The 1,548-nt window shown below is 51.7% G+C and carries 1 protein-coding gene and 1 pseudogene; both read left to right on the forward strand.

Features of this window, described 5'->3' with window-relative positions; all coding sequences use genetic code 11:
* The first annotated feature begins 359 nt into the window (after nucleotides 1–359).
* Entirely contained in the window at nucleotides 360–725 is a 366-nt protein-coding gene (locus tag I2E26_RS03235; protein ID WP_195419584.1) for a desulfoferrodoxin family protein, read from the forward strand.
* A gap of 118 nt (nucleotides 726–843) precedes the next feature.
* Nucleotides 844–1,548: pseudogene (locus tag I2E26_RS03240) on the forward strand (hypothetical protein); the annotation flags it as partial.

Genomic DNA, 1,548 nt, shown 5'->3' on the forward strand with positions numbered 1-1,548 from the left:
CTGACCGGTGGACGGCACTTCGGTGCATGGAAGGGGTCCTCCCGCGAGGGAGGGCCCCTTCCTTCGTTTAAGGGGGCCCGGCGGGGCGAGCGGCTATCGAGCACGGTTCTTGGCTATAGGGTTTCAAGCGCATCTTTTTTCGTGTATATCAGGACCATTCTTGCGGGCAGGCGTTGCTGTCCCTTTTCTTTGATCTCATTGCTTTGATGGTTGTGCTTTGCGGTCAAGCTGAATCCTTTGGATGTTGCGAATAGCCAGAAGTGATTGCCGGCTTCGTGTCGATACTGCGAGCAGCGTCTGAAAACAATATAAGTGGGCATACTTTTCAACGTTATTAACTCATGTATAGGAGGCTCCTTATGGCTCAGTTTTTTAAGTGCATTGCTGACGGTTCCTTCCTGACAAGTTTGTCGAATGACTCTGCTGCGCCTGCTGGCTACGAACTTGTTGAGGCGAATTCTGTTGACGCCGCTGTTGAGAAGCATGTTCCTTCTGTTGAGCTGCAGCGCGATGGCCACATTATTCACGTGACTATTGGCGAGGTCGAGCATCCGATGACGGCCGAGCACTATATCGAGTGGGTCGCGCTTGAGTCTGGTGACCGTCTGGAATTCCATTATCTGAAGCCCGGACAGACGCCTACCACCTTCTTTGCGGGCGGCGTTAAGTCCGGAACGGTATATGCATATTGCAACCTTCATGGTTTGTGGAAGGCATCGTTTTAGAATCGTTTTTGTATATTGTTATAGACATTTAGAAGGGGGTTTTAAGCCCCCCTTCTTTATGCTTTTCAGCACAACGTTGTATGATAATGACGGTTTATAGTCGTGCTAAAGGGGATTCATGAAGGTCGCGCTTTCTCAAATTCATCTTCCGATTGGGGATCTTGAGGCCTTTCAGATGCGCGCTCGTTCTCAGCTCCATATGACCGAGTCTCGCGGTGCCGATCTGATCGCATTTCCCGCACCACTTATATGTGGGTCCCAGCCTGGCACCTTTGCTGGGAGTTCGGCGTACCAGACGCGCCTTGTTGACGCGCTACACTCTTTGTCCTCCGATGTTCAGGCGTCGGGGGTTCATGCTGCCCTTGTTCCCGCTCCCGTTGCTTATGGGGAGGGGGTCTTATTCGAAACGTTTTATCTTCGAAACGGACGTGTGATTCCACTCCGGCTTCTGGCCTCTCAATCCCGCATGAAGATGGATGAGTCAGCGGATCCCTGGGCGCCCATCTGCTTCGATCTTGATGGCCTCCGAATCGCGCTTTCATTCGATCTCAATCGCGACATTGAATTGCTGCCCCCGGGCACCGACGCATGCCTCTACTTTCAGCTATCTCCTTTCTCTGTGGATGAGCTCAGCGCTACCTTGGGTGCGGGTTCATGTATCTCCCAATATCGTAATCTTGCCGAACAACATCGCATTTGGATTGCATGTATGGCTCCAGTAGGTCTCTATGATAGCGACCTGTATGTCGGCGGCTCATTTGTACTTGATGATTCGGCGAATATCATTGCTTCTGCCGCACTTTTCGAGCAGGATCTTTTGGTC

This window comes from Collinsella sp. D33t1_170424_A12, assembly GCF_015554865.1.
Classification (GTDB): Bacteria; Actinomycetota; Coriobacteriia; order Coriobacteriales; family Coriobacteriaceae; genus Collinsella.

Bases quoted from the DNA above. Each gene is read 5' to 3' on its own strand.
- I2E26_RS03235 (WP_195419584.1), top strand. From the start codon at position 360: ATGGCTCAGTTTTTTAAGTGCATTGCTGACGGTTCCTTCCTGACAAGT.